The following is a 16,826-nucleotide window of genomic DNA, read 5'->3' on the forward strand; positions in this document are numbered from 1 at the left end:
TGGCTTTTTCCCCCGGGCCAACCTATAATCTTCCAAAATTAACCTCCAGGATCCCATGACGGAAACTTCCGACAATCAGCTGACGCTCATCGAAATCCTCGAGATGTGGCCTGTCCTGTCCGCGGACGAACGCGTCGAAGCGTTCGAGATGCTGGGGCGTGAGGTGGCGCAGGAATTTTTTCTGGCGCTTTCGGCGAGCGAGCGCAGCGAGATGATCTTCCGCCTTCCGGAAGGGGAGAAAAAACTCTGGATGCGGCTGCTCCCGCCGGACGACGCCGCCGACATCATCCAGAAGGCGCCGGAAGACATGCGCACCTCGCTGGTGGCCCTTCTCGACGACAACACCCAGCGCGAAGTCAGCGCGCTCCTGTTGTACCGCCAGGACGTGGCCGGCGGCCTCATGAACCCGCGCTTTGCGCGCATCCAGCCCGACGTCACGGCCGACGAGGCCATCCGCTACCTCAGGCTCCAGGCCCAGGGCCGTCTGGAAGGCATTTATTACGTGCTGGTCCTCGATGAAGAGCAGCGTCTTATCGGCATCATTTCTTTCCAGGACCTTTTCCGCGCGGCGCCCGACAAGAAAATCCGGGACATCATGAAGACCGACGTGGTCACGGTCACCGAAGACGAAGACCAGGAAGTGGTGAGCAAGCTTTTCACGCAGTACAAATTCCTGGCCCTGCCGGTCGTGGATGCGCAGCGCCGGATCAAGGGCGTCATCACCGCCGACGACATCCTGCGCACGGTGCAGGCCGAGGCCAGCGAAGACATCCAGAAAATGGGCGGCATGGAAGCTCTCGAACGCCCGTACATGCAAATCGGTTTTTTCCAGATGCTGAAAAAGAGGGCGGGCTGGCTCGTGTTTCTCTTCCTGGGTGAAATGCTGACCGCCTCCGCCATGTCGCATTTCGAGCAGGAGATCGCGCGCGCCGTCGTGCTCGCGCTTTTCGTGCCGCTCATTATTTCCAGCGGCGGCAATACCGGTTCGCAGGCGACGACCCTGATCATCCGAGCCCTCGCGCTGGGCGAATTCCAATTGAACGACTGGTGGAAAATCGTGTACCGCGAATTGGGCATCGGCCTTGGGCTCGGCCTGATTCTTTCCGCCATCGGATTCATCCGCATTCTCGTCTGGCAGAGCATCTTCCATCTCTACGGACCGCATTATCTTCTCGTGGCGGCGTCCGTTTCCCTCAGCCTCATCGGCGTCGTGGTCTGGGGAACGCTTGCCGGTTCCATGCTTCCCTTTGTCCTCAAGCGCCTGGGTTTTGACCCGGCCAGTGCCTCCGCTCCGTTCGTGGCCACGCTGGTCGACGTTTCCGGCATCGTGATTTATTTCACGGTGTCCGCCCTCATCCTCCACGGCACGCTTCTCTAACTTCCCCCGTCGGAGGTTTGCTTACCCGCTTTCGTGCTAAAGCCCGATTCCTGCGGAGGGGCCGCCGGCTTACCATGAACCCGCGGAAAACGGAAAGGACTTAACTCCGTCCGCAGGAGCAGCCATGAAGCAGCCCCGTGCCAGGCCGGACCCGCGGGCCTCTTCGATTTTTACCGCCGGGATATTCATCTTTCTGCTTTGGCATCTTTTCCGCGTGTCGCTTCCTTTCATCGAGCCCCTTTTCTGGGCCGCCGTTCTTGCCGTGGCCATGAATCCCATTTATAGGAAGCTGGCCCGCAGGCTTCGCGACGGATCCTGGGCCGCGGGATTTCTTACCGTGCTGGTCGTGCTGATCCTCGCGCCTTTTTTGATCTGGGGGCTTGTCGCCGTTTTCCAGCAGCTCGTCGAATTCGCGGACACGGCGCGCCGATCCATCGAAGACGGCAGCTTCCAGCGATGGACGCAGCAGATTTTTTCCGTGCCGTGGGTGCAGCAAACGGAGAAGCTTTTTTTCCGCCACCGGGGCGCGCTTCAGGAAAGATTGCCGCATTGGGCGGGCGAGGCGGCCGGCACCATGGGAAGCTTCGCGGCCCTTCATGCCGCCGCGCTCACCAAGTCCATGCTCGTCATGACCTTCAAAGTCGTCCTCGCGCTTTTCATGCTGTTTTTCTTCCTGCGGGACGGGCGCCGGTTCAGCCGGTTCGTGATGGACCTGCTTCCGCTGGAGAGCTGGTACAAGGAAAGGATCCTGCGCGAGGTGGGCGGCGTGACGAACGCCGTGATCCAGGGGATTTTTGCCGTCGCGGTCCTGAAAGGCATCTTTGCCGGGATTCTATTTTTGCTTTGCGGCGTCGCCTACGCGCCGCTTCTCGGCATGGCCACGGTGTTCGCGTCGTTCATCCCGCTCATCGGCTCCGCCACGGTCTGGCTGCCCGTCGGCGTCATGTTCCTCCTCGACGGGGATTATGCCCGCGCCACGATTGTCCTCGCGGTCGGAGGCATCGTGATCAACTCCATCGACAACGTCGTCCAGCCGCTGCTCGTCGGAAAAAAAATCCAAATGCCTTTTTCCGTCCTGATGCTGGCCATGCTGGGCGGCATGCTGAGCTACGGCATGGCGGGGGTTTTTATCGGGCCTCTCGTCGTCGCGCTTTTTCTGACGGTCGTTCCGATTTACCGGAAAAAATTTTTCCGGTCCACGGTCCGGCGGCGCATCCCCGCATCCCGCCCGGAAGAATTTCCCGAACGCCTCGCGGGCTGAGCCCCTCCTTTTCTCTACAACTTTTCTCCCGCTTTTCCTGATCGCCTTCAGCCGGAACGGGTTTAAGATGGCAGGCGTCTGTCAACGGAACCGACGCAACAGATTCAAACCGTAACAGGAGACATTATTTATGGCAACGCTTACACAGCTCAAAAAACCGTCCCCGGCAGGCGCGAAAAAGTTTTTCAACGCCAAGAATTCCTTCACCACCGGCCCGGTGGAGGTGTGGCACACGATCGACGAAGGGCAGGACGTCAATATCATCGACGTGCGCGAGGCGCATGATTTCCGGACCGCGCATGTTCCCAACGCGCTGAACCTTCCCCGGGAGCAGTGGCATAATACGGAAGCTCTTTTCAAAGACAAGGCCAACATCGTTTACTGCTATTCCCAGACGTGCCACCTTGCCGCCAAGGCCTGCGAGGAATTCGCTTCGAGAGGTTTTCCCGTCATGGAAATGGAAGGCGGTTTCGCGGCCTGGCAGAAGTACAACCTGAAAACCGAAACGTGATCAGGCTGCAGGCTTGGGCTTGTCGAGGCTGGCCAGGATGGATTCCACCTGAGGCCTCAGCGGCGAGTCCGGATGCAGGGTGAGAAATTTGCGGGCGGCTGCCCGGGCTTGGTCCGGGCGGCCGGTTACCGCAAGAAAGCCGGCATAGTTCATCAAGGTCTCGGCGGAATCCGGATCCAGTTTCAAAGCGGCCTGGTAAGCCTGCTCCGCTTCCGGCAATCTTCCGAGAAGGGCAAGGGCGCGGCCGCGGTTGGCCTGAATTTCGGGCCTTTGCGGATCGAGTTGCGCCGCCTTGTCAAAAGCCGCGAGCGCCTTGTCGTATTGTCCCATGGACGCATACAAAAAGCCCAGGCTGTTATGAATGATGGGCGTGTTCGGCTCGATTTCCAGAGCTTTCTGATAATATCCCGCCGCTTTTTCGAATTCCCGTTTCTGCGCGTAAATGTTGCCGAGCCCGCGGTAAGCGCCCGCGTGATGAAAGAGCACCGCGGCTTTTTCAAATTCCGGGATCGCGAGATCCGGTTTTCCCTGCTCGACGTAATGCATTCCCAGATTGAAATAAGGCGAGCTCCATCCCTGCGGCGCGCTTTTCTGCGCCTCGGTCCAAAGCGCTTCGGGATCGGCCCACACGTCCTGCCGTTTTAAATTCAGCGCCGAAAAAACAACGCCCAGCGCCACGGCAAGCGCCACGCACGCGCGCGTCCCGGCTTTGGCGCGCAAGGCCAGGAATACGAGCGCATAAATTCCCACGAGCGGCAGGTACAGCCAGCGGTCCTGCATGAAATCCAGCATGGGAATGATGTTCAGCACCGGCGCGAGCAGGATGAAATACCACGCGCCCCAGAAGAAAAGTTTTTTGTTCCGGCCGTGCAGCATGTACAGGCCGGCAAGCGAAAGCGCGGTCCCGAGCGCGGAGAAAAAAAGGCGCGGGTCGAGCGGTGCATACGGCCCGAAAGGATAGCGGATGCTTTGGCCCATGGGAATGAAGACCAGCTGGAAATATTTCATCATGGCCGCTTGCCCCGTGAGGAGGGTCGTGAGCCTAGACGGCGCCGCGGCGTGCGCGGCCGCGGGAACGTGAGAGAAAGCGACGGACAGCGCGGCCATGGCCGCGGCAAAGACGAAAAACGGAACGTAATAAAGAATTTCTTTTTTGAGCGGCCGGCCGAAGGCGTGATCGTAAGCCGCCATCAAAAGCGGAAGCGTGACCGCCAGCGGCTTGGCCAGGCAGGCCAGCACGAAAAGCACAAACCCAAGTGCGCCATACAAGGCAGGGCGCCGCGGCCGCGCCAGGTGGCAGCAGAAAGACGCGAGATAGAACGCGAACGAAAGCACGTTTTTCCTTTGAGAAATCCAAACGACGGATTCGGTCTGCACCGGATGCACGCCGAAAACAAGGGCCGCGCCCGCGGCCGCGGTCCAGTCGCCGGTGAGTTTCAGGACGATAATGAAAACAAGGACGAGGTTGAAGAGATGCAGCGCGAGGTTCGTGGCGTGAAAACCCGCGGCGTTGAAGCGGTAAAGCTGGTAGTCCAGGGCGAGGCTCACCATGCTGAGCGGCGCGTAAAGTCCCGCGTAAGTCCTGGTGAAAAATTTTTTCAAATGGGGAAGCGAGAGCTCGCGGATGTCGGGATTCTGCACCACGTATTCCGTGTCGTCCCAGTTGATGAAGGGAAACGACAGCGCGCGCGCGTAAACCGCCGCGGTCACGGCAAGGACGGCGAGAAGCGCGGCAACGTGCTTCGGCGCCCAAAGCCTCACCGCGGGCTCAGGAGAAGCCGTGCGGGAAAGCCGCCCGATTTCTTCTTCCACCTGGCGGCGGCTCACGTTGAGCGCGCGCGCGATCTCGCGCACGGTCTTGCCGCGGTAATGGCCGCGTATGTAATTCAGTTCATCTTCGTCCACGCGCTTATTATATAGAAATCGTCCGGGGGCCTCTGCCTTTTTTGAAATTTTCCCGCCGCGTGATACAATGCGCTTCCCCAAAAAGCAGGCCCCCCCTAGTCCCGGGCGCGGCTCGGAAAGGAAAGCCAAATGAAGAATCAGATGAAAACCATGGTCCTTTTGGTCACGCTGAGCGCGATCTTCCTGAGTTTGGGTTACATGCTGGGGGGGCGTTCCGGGATGGAATACGCCTTGATCATGTCCTTTGTGATGAATTTCGGGGCGTATTGGTTTTCCGACAAGATGGTGCTCGCCATGCACCAGGCTCGCCCCATCGGGCCCGGCCACGAATCGGGCGTGTATGAGATCATCCAGGAGCTTTGCCAGAAAAGCGGGCTTCCCATGCCGAAAGTCTACGTGACGCCGCAGATGGCGCCGAATGCCTTTGCCACGGGCCGCGACCCGAACCACGCCGCGGTTGCCGTGACGCAGGGCATCCTTCAGGTGCTTGACGCCCGCGAGCTGCGCGGCGTGCTCGCGCACGAGATCTCGCACGTGCGCAACCGCGACATCCTCGTTTCCACGATCGTGGCCTGCATCGCGACCGCCATCATGTACCTTTCGCACATGATGCGCTGGTTCGGCGGCTACGCCCTGCGTTCAAGCCGCGACGACGATGACCGCGGCGGCGTCAACCCGCTGGCTTTGATTCTCACGATCGTTCTCGCGCCGCTGGTGGCGACACTCATCCAGGCCGCGGTTTCCCGGACACGCGAATACATGGCGGATGAATCCGGGGCGCACGTCTGCGACGATCCGGAGGCGCTCGCCTCGGCTCTGGCCAAGATTTCAGACCCGTCCGTCCTCCGTCAGCTGGGGCAGCGTTACGAATTGTCGCCGCAGCTCCTTCCCGCGGTCAGCCATCTCTACATCGTCAACCACCTTTCCGGAGATACGCTTTTCAGCCTTTTCTCCACGCATCCTCCGGTGAAGCAGCGCATCGAACGGCTGATGGCGATGGGGCATTCCCATTAAGCGCATCCTCTTCACGCCGGCCCGCCGGCCAGTATCAGTTTTTTCCCGATAGACGCTTCCATGCCCCGGGAGAAAAATAAGGCCATGGCCCAGACGAACGAGACGGCCGCTCCGGCGCGCCGCATCCTCATCCTCTACAACGCGTGGTCACGCCACAGGCGCGTTAAATTTTCGGATTACCTGAGCGAGCTTGCCAAGCTCGGCGCGCAGGTGGAAGCCCGCACCATCACCCGCAGCTTCGATTTCAAAGCCCTGCTCGCGGACGCGGCCGATTTCGACTGCCTGGTCGTGGCGGGCGGGGACGGCACGGTTTCCGGCGCCGCAGGAGCGCTTCAGGGGACGGGAGTTCCCATCCTGGCTTATCCCGGCGGCACCGCCAATCTGCTGGCGCGCAATCTCGGCATGCCGGCCAATCCCAAGGCGCTCGCGGAGCTCACGCTGAACGGCAAGACCCTCCAAGCGGATCTCGGCGAAATCGAGTACGTGCGGGCGCCGAGGCGCTGGCGGCGTTTTACAAAGCACGGCCGGGCGGCGGGAACCTTCCGTACTTATTTTTCCATCATGGCCGGCTGCGGTTTCGCGGCGCGCCTCATGATGCAGGCCCAGCCGCTGAAATCAAAGTGGGGCGAGGCCGCGTACTGGCTCAGCGCGATGTGGAATTTTTTTCCGCGCCGCGCGAAGTTCCGCATGACTCTCGACGGCAAGACCCTCGACGTCAAGGGCATCGGCATCCTCATCATCAACTTCGAAAAAATCCAGTTCAACCTCAAGGTTGTACCGCAATCTTTTGCGGACGACGGCAAATTCGACATCGTCGTCGTTAAATCGCGGAGCCTTTTCGGACTCGCGCCCGTAATTTGGGGCGCGTTGCGCCAGCGCCTGGGACTTTCCCGCAGGGACGTGCCGGAAGTCATGGAGACTTACCGCGCTACGGACGTGGAAATCCAGAGCCGGCCTCCGCTGCGTCTGCAATGCGACGGCGAAGTCCTGAAAAAAGCTTCCGGTTTTAAGATTCACATGCATCCGGGCGCCGCGGTCTTCGTCTGCGGAAACAGGGAAGCGTGTCAGGTGACGGAAAGCAAACCGCAGGCGGCCAGAATCTCAGGGAGGAATCCATGAAAAAGATTTTAATTCTATTGTGTCTTGCTTTCCCGGCGGCGGCCTTTGCCGCGGAACAGCCCGCGGCCCCGCTTTCGATAGACGCCCTTCACGGACGCGTCAATGAAATCGAAACCACGTGGGACAAGGCGAAGAAGGATTACAAGACGGAATATCAGCAGCTGATCGGACAGGTCCAGGACACCATCAAGCAGCATGAGGCCACGCTCGACAACGGTGATACCAAACTCAGGGACCGGCTCAACGAAGAGAGAAGAGATCTGGAGCGCATGCGTGACCAGATCAAGCGCAAGCTCGCGGAGGTTTCCGGCGCGGATACGATCAGTTTGTCCAAGGTCGGCGAAAACCTGAAAGACAAGATCGAGGACATGAAGGACTAAGCTAGTTCTCGCTTCCTTTTCCGGAAAGATACTCGAGGGCGGCCGCTTTGATCTTGGCCGCGGTTTGCGGCATGTTCTCGTCAAGCCACAGCAGCATGGAAAGATAGCCGGGGATCAGGGAAGCGGTTTTTTCGCGGCGGGGCATCGTGCCCACGACCGTTTTGAGCATCGGGCTTTTCTCACGGAGAACCTGCTGGATGGCAAAGCTCACGGCTTTTTCCATCATCGGGCCCACGATGTAATGAGAATGGACCCGGCAGATTTCCTTCAGGTTTGAACCCTGCATCTGATGGGCGTCCGCGAAATGGTACGCGCAAAAAAGAGAGAAGGCATGGCTCTTGGAAAGCGCGTTCCAGCATTCCTCCAGCCAGATGGCGCCTTCGACGTTGCCCTCCTGCCAGAGCAGGTTGACCATTTCCCCGTAAGCGCTGATTTTTGCTTCCGGATGCGCGGCGCGGGTTTCTTCCAGGAGGCTGCCGATGATTTTGCTGAAGCGGGAATAATCCGCCTGTCCGTCCGGTTTCATGAACCGGGCAAGCGTTTGCCGGGCGTCGAGGCAGCGAAAAAGCCCCGAGGCTTCCAGCCTCTTGAGATCCGCGGCCGGTTCGAGCCGCTGCCTGAAAAGCTGCAGGTGCGCGGGGGTGGCGATGAGGATGACGGCCCCGCCGGTGGTCAGCGCCTGGTGCGCATAGACGGCCACGGCTTCGACAAGATAGTCTTCGTTTCCATAGATTTGGACGAGATGGCTGCCGGCGTCGGCTTTTTTCAGCGTCTCAAGCGTGAAGTCATTGAATCTGTTTTTCATGCTCCAAGTGTACCCAACCGTCCCGGCGGCCGGCCACGGCAAATGGCTGTAAACTTTGTAGGGGAAACCCCGGTTTTTTTAATTCCGGGGAAGCGTGAAGAAAAACGCCGCGCCCTGGCCGGGTTGGGAACGCAGCCAGATCTTGCCGCCCATGCTTTCGACCATTTTCTTCGTGATGGAAAGGCCGAGGCCCGTGCTGTCCGGATGGCTGCTGTACGTGTGGAAAATGTGGAAGGCCCTTTCCTGGACCTCCTGAGGAATGCCGGGGCCGTTGTCGCGGATCTCGAACTGGTAGTCTCCATTGTGCTCCGACGAGGAAACGCAGATGAGGCCTTCCGCTTTGTCCATGAATTTGACGGCGTTGCCCAAAAGGTTCTGGAAAATCTGGCTGACGCGCACTTTTTCGCAGGGAAGGACCGGCAGCTTGTTTTCCACGTTGATCTGGATCGACGCCGGCGGGCACAGGAGGCGGGTGACGTCAACGACCAGCTCATTGAGGTCCACGAGCTGCTTCTGTTCTTTGGACCGGCCGGCTTTGGAATAATCCAGGATGCCGTCGATCATGTTTCGCATGTGCTTCGCATTCGACAGAATAAGCTGCACCTGCTCCTGGCTTTTCGGATTGAACTGGCGCCCGTAATCCGCGTCAATCCACGACGTGAGCGTCTGGATGGCCGTCACCGGCGCCTTGAGGTCATGCGCCACGACATACGCAAAATCGTTCAGCTCGCGGTTCATGTCCGCAAGCTCCTTTTCCGCCACCGCCCGCTCGCGGTCGAGCTTGTCGAGGTAATGCGCGTTCAGGAAAATGATGATGGAAAAGATGACCATGATCGACACGACCAGCAGCATGACACCGAATTCCGCGGTGTAGTACTGGCCTTTGACGCCGATGAGCGGCAGCCATCCGAGAACGACGGGCATGAGGATGACCGACGGCAGGAGCTTCCTTGCGGTCAAGCCGCCGACCGTGGAGGCCGTGAGCACGGCGGCGACGCCCTCCTTGGGCCTCACGAAAAGAAAGCCCAGGCAGAGAAGGATCATGTTGATCGCGGACTCCGCCGCCATGCCCGACAAGACGCCGATGCGGTAAATGGCTTCGATTTTGTAAAAATAGCGCATGAACCCCACGACTGCGATCCAGAGGACGGCGATGTTCAGGCATTGCGCCGGCCAGTAGCCCGCCGGCAGGTCCACGACAATCAGAGCCAGGCCGAAGATGAAAAAATTGAAAGCCGTGAACGGCATCATGCGCGCGGGAAACAGCCCGCCGGGCGCGGGGTAAGGATCGAAGATGAGGGCCTGGTCGACCTTGAAATCCACGCCTAAGATATATTCCGCGAGCGTGAGCATGCCGACGATGCAGCAGATCGCGGCTGAGATTTTCGCAATCCAGAACAGCCTGCGGTTTTTCTGAGCGCTTAAAGCCAGCGAAAGGCCGCCGAACATCATCGCGAGCGCGGTGTTGGCTTTCATCGGACTGAAGCCGGGAAGCCCGATGTCCTCGTCGGGCCAGTGGCGGAAACGTCCGAACAGCACGTACCACGCGAACAGGATCGCCGCGCATCCGCAGATATAGGGCAGATATTCCAGGGGCCGGAAAAAAGAGGGACTCTTTTCCTTCATGCCGCTACTTAAGCCTTCCCCACATTTTCAGGGTCTCGATGGCTTCGGCCAGCGCTTTCGTGTCGTAATTTTTGGGAATGAAGAACGTGCTTTCTTCTTCGTACGCCGCGCGCACGTCTTCGGCGTCCGCGTAAGAAGAATTCAGGATGATCGGAATGTCTTTCAGGCACGCGTTGGCCCGGATTTTTTTCAGGACATGAAGCCCGTTTTCGCCGTCGGCAAGCCTGAGGTCCACGATAATCAGGTTGGGGAGGGGATTCCCGACCGCGAGGGACTCTTCGAGGTAAGCGAGGGCTTTTGTCCCGGTATCGAAATTGACCAGGTTGTTTTCGTAGCCTAAACGTTCCATCATGTGCTGGATCATCTGGACATGCGAGGGGCTGTCCTCGATCATCAGAACCCGGAGTTTGAAAAGTGTTTCCATCATAGAGAGACCGCCTTCCTGAGGATTTGTTTCCAGAATGCTATTTTACGGAAAAAATCGGGGCGGCCTTTCGGTGAAACCCTGATTTTTACGGGCTCTTGTCGGTAAATGCCTGACAAAATCAGAAGGGAAAAAGGCTGCAGGCGAGCAGGATAAGCACCGCGAGGGTAATGCAGGTGTAGAGGGTATCGCGCTGTTTCCAGAACGCAAAGACGGAAAAGGCCACGCGGCAGACGGGCGTCGCCATGAGGACGATGAGGCCCAGCTGGATGAGGCCCCGCCGCCTCCCGGAAAAGGCGTCTTTCATGATGCCTGAAAGCGTGCGAAGGTCTTCGGGCTCGCCGCGGAAATTCGCGTAATCGGAACGCATGCCGCCGTAATGCAGGAGGTAAAGAATCCCTCCGGCCAGCACAAGCGCGGCAGCGGCAGCGACGCCGGTCCTTAAAAGCAGGCCCAGCCGCTCTTCCGTGCGCCGTTCCGCAAGTTCAAAATCTTCCCGTGAATCCGCCATAGATCATCTCGATGGAAAGAAAAAAAATAACGGCCCCGAAAAGAAGCCGCAGGTTGCGCGCCTTGGCTTTGATTAAAATCCGGCTGCCCCAAAAAGCGCCCGTCAACACGCCCAGCATCACCGGCATGCAAAGGCCGGGATCGATGTAGCCCCGGTTGAGATAAATCCCGGCGCTGGCCGCGGCCGTCACGCCGATCATGAAATTGCTTGTGGTCGTGGAGACTTTGAAAGGCAGCCGCATCATCCTGTCCATGGCCAGGACCTTGACGGCTCCGGACCCGATGCCCAGCAGCCCGGAAAGGATGCCCGCGACCCAGGTCAGAAAAAAACCGGCGCGGACGCGGTAAACTTCGTATTTTTTTATTCCTTCCTGCGACGGATAGGAGCCGTTCAATTTTAATTTTGCGGCCAGCGGGTCGGGCGCGGGCGGCGTTTTGGGAACGTGCCGCCCGGCTGCCGTCTGCAGCGCGGAATACAGCAGGACAAAACCGAAGATGATGCCGATGACCGACGTCGACACCTGCGCGGCAAGCCAGGCGCCGCAAAGCGCGCCGGTCGTGGTGGCCAGTTCCAGGAACATGCCGATGCGCATGTTCGTGAATCCTTCTTTGACGTAGGACGCCGCGGCTCCCGAAGACGTGGCGATGACCGACACCAGAGAAGCGCCGATGGCGTACCGGATGTCCACGTGGAAAAGCAGCGTGAGCATGGGAACGATGACAACACCCCCGCCGAGCCCCGTCAGCGCGCCAAGCAGGCCCGCGCTGAGAGAACCCGTGAAAACAAGCGCCGAGAACTGAAGAAGAGTCATGGCCGCAGGGTAACGCGTCAAGGGAGCGCTGTCAATCACAGGAAAAGCCCCGCCTTTATGTTATGATAGAGCCATTTCGCGAAAGGTGATTCATGCCGCTCGACTCTTTTCATCCCGCCCTCCGGACATGGTTCGAAAGCCGCCTTGGCAGCCCGACGCCCGCGCAGACCCAGGCCTGGCCCGCGATTCGGCAGGGAAAACACGTCCTGATTTCCGCGCCGACCGGAAGCGGTAAAACGCTTGCCGCGTTTTATGCCGTGATCAACGACCTCGTCGTCCAGAGCCGCGGCGCGCCGCTGCCGGACCGCACGTTCGTCGTGTACGTGTCGCCGCTGAAAGCGCTGAGCAACGACATTCACGTGAACCTGAACGTCCCGCTCGGCGGCATCGAAGAGGAGCTGGAAAAATCCGGCCACGCGCCCGCCGGCATTACCGTGGCCGTGCGCACCGGCGACACCACGTCGCGCGAACGCCAGCGCATGCTGAAAAAGCCGCCGCACATTCTCGTGACGACTCCCGAGTCGCTCTACCTTTTGCTCACCAGCGAAAGCGGCCGCCGCATGCTGGGCGGCGTGAAGACGCTCATCGTTGACGAAATCCACGCCATGATCGGCGACAAGCGCGGCTCGCATCTCGCGCTGTCGGTCGAGCGCATGGAGTCCCTGGCCGGGCGGCCGCTGCAGCGCATCGGGCTTTCCGCGACTCAAAAGCCGCTCGACATGGTCGCGCGCTTTCTCGTCGGCAATCAAAACATCAAAGCCCCTCTCCCTAACCCTCTCCCCGCTGCGCGGGGAGAGGGAAGGGTGAGGGGGGAACCGGATTGCGTGATCGTCGACACCGGCCACCGCCGCAAGCTCGACCTGCGCATCGAAGTGCCGAAGTCGCCGCTCACCGCGGTCATGAGCAACGAAGTCTGGGGCGAGCTTTACGAGCGGCTCGTGGAACTCATCAACGAGCACAAGACCACTTTGATTTTCGTGAACACGCGGCGCTGGGCCGAGCGCCTTGCGCGCGGGCTTGCCGAGCGCATCGGCGAAGAGCATGTCAGCTCGCACCACGGCAGCATGAGCAAGGAGCACCGCCACGACGCGGAAAAAAGATTGAAGGCCGGGCATTTGAAAGTGCTGGTGGCCACGGCTTCGATGGAGCTGGGCATCGACATCGGCTCGGTCGAACTCGTCGTTCAGTTTGCCTCGCCCAAACGCATCGCGGCTTTTCTGCAGCGCGTGGGCCGCAGCGGCCATACGGTGGGCGGGACGCCTAAAGGCATTTTATTTCCGCTCTCGCGCGACGACCTGGTGGAATGCGCCGCGCTTTTCGACAGCGTGCGCCGAGGCGAGCTCGACCGCATCCTCATGCCCGAGAAGCCGCTCGACATTCTCAGCCAGCAGATCGTGGCGGAAGTTTCCTGCCAGGAATGGAAGGAAGACGATCTCTTCCAGCTTTTCCGGAAGGCCTATCCGTACCGCGATCTCCAGAAAGAAGAATTCCTGGAGCTTGTGCGCATGCTTTCGGAAGGCTACACCTCGCGCCGCGGCAGGCGGGGGACGTACCTTCATTACGACGCCGTGAACGGACGTCTGCGAGGACGGCGCGGCGCGCGGCTTGTCGCGCTCACCAACGGCGGTTCGATTCCCGACATGTTCGATTACGAAGTCGTGCTGCAGCCCGAAGGCATCACGGTCGGCACGCTGAACGAGGATTTCGCGCTCGAGTCGCTGGCCGGCGACATCTTCACGCTCGGCAGCCACTCGTGGCAGCTGATCCGCGTCGAAGGACTGAAGGTCATGGTGCGCGACGCCGCGGGGAAGCCGCCCACGGTGCCGTTCTGGCTGGGGGAAGGCGCGTCGCGCAGCGCGGAGCTCAGCGAATCCGTGTCGCGCTTTCTGGAAACGATCGGCAAGATGCTGGACGAAGAGCCGCTGCCTTCGATCGCGGACACCGATCCCGCCGCTCGGCCGCCCGAGCTTTCGCTCACCCGGCATCGCGCCGTGCGCTGGCTTGTCGACGAAGTCGGCATCAGCCCGGCCGCAGCGGAACAGATCGTGATTTATTTATGGATGGGGAAGACCGGGCTCGGACTCATGCCCGGCCAGAAGAAAATCGCGATGGAACGCTTCTTCGATGAAACGGGCGACATGCACCTGGTCATCCATTCCGTGTTCGGCAGCCGCATCAACCGCGCCTGGGGCCTGGCGCTGCGGAAAAAATTCTGCCGCAAATTCAATTTCGAGCTGCAGGCCGCGGCCGGGGAGAACAGCATCATCCTCTCGCTCAGCTCGTCGCACAGCTTCCCTCTGGACGAAGTGTTCCATTACCTCCATTCCAAAACCGTCTGCGACACCGTGATCCAGGCCATGCTCGATTCCCCGATTTTCGAAATCCGCTGGCGCTGGAACGCGACGCGTTCGCTCGCCATCCTGCGCAACCGCGGCGGCAAGCGCGTGCCTCCGCAGATCCAGCGCATGCAGGCCGAAGACCTGATCGCGCAGGTTTTTCCCGACCAGATCGCCTGCGCGGAAAACCTTCCGCGCGAGATCGAAGTGCCCGAGCACCCGCTTGTGCGGCAAGTCGTGCACGATTGTTTGAACGAGGCCATGGAAATCACGGCGCTGGAAGACCTGCTCCGCAAGATCGAGGGCGGCGAAGTGGAAATCATCGCCAAGGATTTGCGTGAGCCTTCGGTGTTCGCGCAGGAAATCATTAATGCGCGGCCGTACGCGTTCCTGGACGACACGGAATTCGCCGAGCGCCGCGTGAACGCGATCCGTAACCGCGGCTGGCTGGATCCGGGCGAAGCCGAAGACCTTAGCAGGCTCGACCCGCAGGCCGTCGCGCGCGTGAAAGAAGAAGCCTGGCCTGAAGCGCGCGACGCGGACGAATTGCACGACGCGCTCATGATTCACGGCTTCATCGTGGAAGACGAGGGCGTCACGAGCCGCTGGAAAGATTTTTTCGAGGCGTTGATCGAACAGGGGCGCGCGGCCCGGCTTTTCGCGCGCAAGGATCACGCGCTTTGGATCGCGGCCGAGCGCCTGCCCATGCTGGAAGCCGTATATAAGGAAGCGCCGCTTGTCCCGCGCGTCAAAGTGCCCGGCGCCATGATCCAGACCTATTCCAAAGAAGAGGCGCTGCGCGAAATCATCCGCGGAAGGCTCGAGGCCCTGGGCCCGGTCACGGTCCGGCAGCTCGCCGAAGACGGTGCGCTTGCGGAAAGCGGCGCGCGGCAGGCGCTGCTCGAACTCGAAAACGAAGGCTTCGTGTTTCGCGGAAAATTCAGCGGCGGGGAAGAAGAGGAATGGTGCGAGCGCCGCCTTCTGCAGCGTATCCACCGCTACACCATCGAAACCCTGCGCCAGGCCATCCAGCCGGTCAGCCTCCAGGATTTCACGCGCTTTCTTTTCGCGCGCCACGAGATGGAAGAGGACACCGAGCGCACCGGCCCGCAGGTGCTGCAGGAAGTTTTAGAAAAGCTCGAAGGCTTCGAAGCGCCGGCGGTTTCATGGGAAACCGACCTCATCCCGTCGCGCATCGCGGAATATGACCCGCTGTGGCTGGACGCGCTTTGCCTTTCGGGCAAGATCGCGTGGAGCCGTTTTCACGCGCCGAAAAACTACGGCGAAGAAGGCGGGCGCTCCGGGCCCGTGAAAAATACGCCGATCAGCCTGGTGCCGCGCGGCCGCATGAATTTGTGGCGGCGGCTTTCGAGCGGAAACGAAAACGGACAAGAAAAGAATCTCAGCACGCCCGGGCAGAAAGTGTTCGCGCATTTGAAGGCCGAGGGCGCGAGCTTTTTCGAAGACCTTGTTTCGCGCACAGGCCTGCTGCCGGGCCATGTGGAAGAAGGGCTCGCGGAGCTCGTGTCCGCCGGGCTTGCCGCGAGCGACAGCTATGCGGGCCTGCGCTCGCTGCTCACGCCGGAAAAAAACAAAAAAGGAAAGCCATTACTGGGGATCGAGCAAGCCGGCCGCTGGTCGGTCACGCATAACTTTCCGGTGCCGGACGAAAAAACGCCCGATTACGAAACGCTCGAGCAGCTTGCTTTCATTTATCTCAAGCGCTGGGGCGTTCTGTTCCGCTCACTGATGGAAAAAGAATCCTTTGCCATGCCGTGGCGCATCCTCGTGCGTGTCTTGCGGCGGATGGAGCTGCGCGGGGAAGTGCGCGGCGGCCGTTTCGTGTCGCAGGTGAGCGGCGAACAATTCGCGCTTCCCGAAACCGTGGAAGAATTGCGCAAGACCCGAAGCCGCCCTTTAAATGGAAAGCTCATCTCGATTTCCGCGGCGGATCCTCTGAATCTCCTGGGCACGATCCTGCCCGGCCGGAAAATTTCCCGGCTCACGCACAACCGCATCGTGTTCCGCGACGGCATCCCGCTGGCCGTCCTGGAAAGCGGGGCCGTCCAGTACCTCAAAGAGTTCCCCGCGGCCGAAGAATGGCAGGTCCACAAGGCCCTGCTAAGGGGCAAATATCCTCCTAAGCTCAAGTACTATCTGGGGAAGCATTAAAATCGGCCGGAAGGCCGATCCTGTAGGGATTGTAAATAGTTCAAAATGTCTAACATTGTCCTATTGTAGCCCACCAGGGGCTTCCCTTATACTTCGGCGTTTTTAATCCCACTCGGCCCGGAGAAAAGTCATGAAAAAAATTGCCCTTACCGTCCTCGTTCTTTCGTTCGCATTTCTTTCGTCTTCCAAAGCTTTCGCGGGAGGCGCTTACGGCATCGATTCCATCATCGACAACAACACGGGCGATAACTGGCTCGACTCCACGCCGACGCTGCAGCGCGGTTCCACGTACAACGTGACCGTCCACGGCGGCTTTGCAGGACTTTTAACTTACCCGGAAGATCCCGCGGAGCTCGGCCTCTATGCCGATTTCGACGGGACACGCTCTCCTTCCCAGTGGTCGACGTTCCTGGGCGCTCCCGTTATTCAGGGAACGGATTCGCCGGACGTCCTGGCTTTTGGCCCGCTCGTTTTCGCGGAATACGGCCTGACGGGAAATTTTCTCGTGCCCAATGACGCGGCCGCGGTCGGATCTTTCTTTGCTTACATCAGGCCCGGAAGTGCCGGCGCGAC

General features: G+C 60.0%; 14 protein-coding genes. 8 read left to right on the plus strand and 6 right to left on the minus strand.

Annotated elements, in window-relative coordinates:
* Positions 1-55: 55 nt before the first annotated feature.
* The 3 genes from mgtE (at position 56) to VL688_03865 (ending at position 3,150) form a co-directional block, all read left to right on the plus strand.
* Entirely contained in the window at positions 56-1,378 is a 1,323-nt protein-coding gene (mgtE, locus tag VL688_03855) for a magnesium transporter (GenBank protein ID HTL47181.1), read from the plus strand.
* Positions 1,379-1,502: 124 nt separating this feature from the next.
* Positions 1,503-2,639, plus strand: a complete 1,137-nt coding sequence (locus tag VL688_03860; protein HTL47182.1) for an AI-2E family transporter — start codon at positions 1,503-1,505, stop codon at positions 2,637-2,639.
* Positions 2,640-2,769: 130 nt separating this feature from the next.
* A complete protein-coding gene (locus VL688_03865; protein HTL47183.1) occupies positions 2,770-3,150 on the plus strand; it encodes a rhodanese-like domain-containing protein in 381 nt (126 codons plus the stop codon).
* On the opposite strand, the gene VL688_03870 is transcribed toward VL688_03865, so the two are convergent.
* Positions 3,151-5,055, minus strand: a complete 1,905-nt coding sequence (locus VL688_03870) for a tetratricopeptide repeat protein (GenBank protein ID HTL47184.1) — start codon at positions 5,053-5,055, stop codon at positions 3,151-3,153.
* Between the two features lie 129 nt (positions 5,056-5,184).
* On the opposite strand from VL688_03870, the gene VL688_03875 reads away from it, so the two are divergent.
* Genes VL688_03875 through VL688_03885 form a run of 3 tightly spaced genes read left to right on the plus strand, consistent with a single transcriptional unit; the run spans position 5,185 to position 7,568 of the window.
* Positions 5,185-6,069, plus strand: a complete 885-nt coding sequence (locus VL688_03875; GenBank protein HTL47185.1) for a zinc metalloprotease HtpX — start codon at positions 5,185-5,187, stop codon at positions 6,067-6,069.
* A 60-nt stretch (positions 6,070-6,129) separates the two neighbouring features.
* Positions 6,130-7,188, plus strand: coding sequence for a diacylglycerol kinase family protein (locus tag VL688_03880; GenBank protein HTL47186.1), 1,059 nt, complete (start codon positions 6,130-6,132; stop codon positions 7,186-7,188).
* Positions 7,185-7,568, plus strand: coding sequence for a hypothetical protein (locus VL688_03885; protein HTL47187.1), 384 nt, complete (start codon positions 7,185-7,187; stop codon positions 7,566-7,568). Before VL688_03880 ends, VL688_03885 begins: the two co-directional genes overlap by 4 nt.
* 1 nt (position 7,569) lies before the next feature.
* On the opposite strand, the gene VL688_03890 is transcribed toward VL688_03885, so the two are convergent.
* The 5 genes from VL688_03890 to VL688_03910 all read right to left on the minus strand — a co-directional run bounded on the left by VL688_03890 (position 7,570) and on the right by VL688_03910 (position 11,745).
* The gene (locus VL688_03890; protein HTL47188.1) at positions 7,570-8,373 is read right to left on the minus strand and encodes an MEDS domain-containing protein; all 804 of its coding nucleotides are present in this window, start codon (positions 8,371-8,373) and stop codon (positions 7,570-7,572) included.
* A gap of 78 nt (positions 8,374-8,451) precedes the next feature.
* A complete protein-coding gene (locus VL688_03895; protein ID HTL47189.1) occupies positions 8,452-9,999 on the minus strand; it encodes a HAMP domain-containing sensor histidine kinase in 1,548 nt (515 codons plus the stop codon).
* A gap of 4 nt (positions 10,000-10,003) precedes the next feature.
* Positions 10,004-10,426, minus strand: a complete 423-nt coding sequence (locus tag VL688_03900; GenBank protein HTL47190.1) for a response regulator — start codon at positions 10,424-10,426, stop codon at positions 10,004-10,006.
* Positions 10,427-10,544: 118 nt separating this feature from the next.
* Positions 10,545-10,934: a DUF1634 domain-containing protein gene (locus VL688_03905; GenBank protein ID HTL47191.1), complete on the minus strand. Its 390-nt coding sequence runs from the start codon at positions 10,932-10,934 to the stop codon at positions 10,545-10,547.
* Positions 10,909-11,745 carry a sulfite exporter TauE/SafE family protein gene (locus VL688_03910; protein ID HTL47192.1) on the minus strand — a complete coding sequence of 279 codons (837 nt, stop codon included), beginning with the start codon at positions 11,743-11,745 and terminating at the stop codon, positions 10,909-10,911. The genes VL688_03905 and VL688_03910 overlap by 26 nt, the downstream gene beginning before the upstream one ends.
* Positions 11,746-11,837: 92 nt before the next feature.
* Here VL688_03910 and VL688_03915 point away from each other — a divergent pair, with 92 nt between their 5' ends.
* Together VL688_03915 and VL688_03920 are read left to right on the plus strand one after the other, a co-directional pair.
* A complete protein-coding gene (locus tag VL688_03915; GenBank protein ID HTL47193.1) occupies positions 11,838-16,253 on the plus strand; it encodes a DEAD/DEAH box helicase in 4,416 nt (1,471 codons plus the stop codon).
* A 130-nt stretch (positions 16,254-16,383) separates the two neighbouring features.
* Positions 16,384-16,826: hypothetical protein (locus VL688_03920; protein ID HTL47194.1), on the plus strand; the 443-nt coding region annotated here is incomplete at its 3' end.

This window comes from Verrucomicrobiia bacterium (assembly GCA_035495615.1).
Taxonomy (GTDB): Bacteria; Omnitrophota; Omnitrophia; order Omnitrophales; family Aquincolibacteriaceae; genus DATJFP01.

Excerpts from the sequence above, each read along its gene's own strand:
- mgtE (HTL47181.1), top strand. The coding sequence starts at position 56 with ATGACGGAAACTTCCGACAATCAGCTGACGCTCATCGAAATCCTCGAG.
- VL688_03860 (HTL47182.1), top strand. The coding sequence starts at position 1,503 with ATGAAGCAGCCCCGTGCCAGGCCGGACCCGCGGGCCTCTTCGATTTTT.
- VL688_03865 (HTL47183.1), top strand. The coding sequence starts at position 2,770 with ATGGCAACGCTTACACAGCTCAAAAAACCGTCCCCGGCAGGCGCGAAA.
- VL688_03875 (HTL47185.1), top strand. The coding sequence starts at position 5,185 with ATGAAGAATCAGATGAAAACCATGGTCCTTTTGGTCACGCTGAGCGCG.
- VL688_03880 (HTL47186.1), top strand. The coding sequence starts at position 6,130 with ATGCCCCGGGAGAAAAATAAGGCCATGGCCCAGACGAACGAGACGGCC.
- VL688_03885 (HTL47187.1), top strand. The coding sequence starts at position 7,185 with ATGAAAAAGATTTTAATTCTATTGTGTCTTGCTTTCCCGGCGGCGGCC.
- VL688_03890 (HTL47188.1), bottom strand. The coding sequence starts at position 8,373 with ATGAAAAACAGATTCAATGACTTCACGCTTGAGACGCTGAAAAAAGCC.
- VL688_03895 (HTL47189.1), bottom strand. The coding sequence starts at position 9,999 with ATGAAGGAAAAGAGTCCCTCTTTTTTCCGGCCCCTGGAATATCTGCCC.
- VL688_03900 (HTL47190.1), bottom strand. The coding sequence starts at position 10,426 with ATGATGGAAACACTTTTCAAACTCCGGGTTCTGATGATCGAGGACAGC.
- VL688_03905 (HTL47191.1), bottom strand. The coding sequence starts at position 10,934 with ATGGCGGATTCACGGGAAGATTTTGAACTTGCGGAACGGCGCACGGAA.
- VL688_03910 (HTL47192.1), bottom strand. The coding sequence starts at position 11,745 with ATGACTCTTCTTCAGTTCTCGGCGCTTGTTTTCACGGGTTCTCTCAGC.
- VL688_03915 (HTL47193.1), top strand. The coding sequence starts at position 11,838 with ATGCCGCTCGACTCTTTTCATCCCGCCCTCCGGACATGGTTCGAAAGC.